This window comes from Pseudoalteromonas sp. T1lg76, from assembly GCF_002964725.1.
Taxonomy (GTDB): domain Bacteria; phylum Pseudomonadota; class Gammaproteobacteria; order Enterobacterales; family Alteromonadaceae; genus Pseudoalteromonas.
Genome location: NZ_PQCE01000085.1, coordinates 1 through 252, shown reverse-complemented (window position 1 = coordinate 252; position 252 = coordinate 1). Strand labels below are relative to the sequence as shown.

1 tRNA gene is annotated in these 252 nt (G+C 50.4%); it reads left to right on the top strand.

Annotated features, from left to right (window positions below):
* Positions 1-168: 168 nt before the first annotated feature.
* A tRNA-Gly gene (locus C2M35_RS15305) sits at positions 169-244 on the top strand.
* Positions 245-252: the final 8 nt, after the last annotated feature.

Here is a 252-nt window from a genome sequence, read left to right as displayed (position 1 = left end):
TTGAGGTCACGAGTTCGAACCTCGTGTGCCGCTCCAAATTTTCACTCGTTTAGCTCAACGTTTGAATCTCACTCAGAGCACTTATGAAGCGGCACTAGCTCAGCTGCTAAATTGCAAAGCCGCAACCTCAGGTTGCGACCAGCGATAAAACAAAGAGCAACCTATGAAGCGGCACTAGCTCAGCTGGTAGAGCGCAACCTTGCCAAGGTTGAGGTCACGAGTTCGAACCTCGTGTGCCGCTCCAAATTTTCA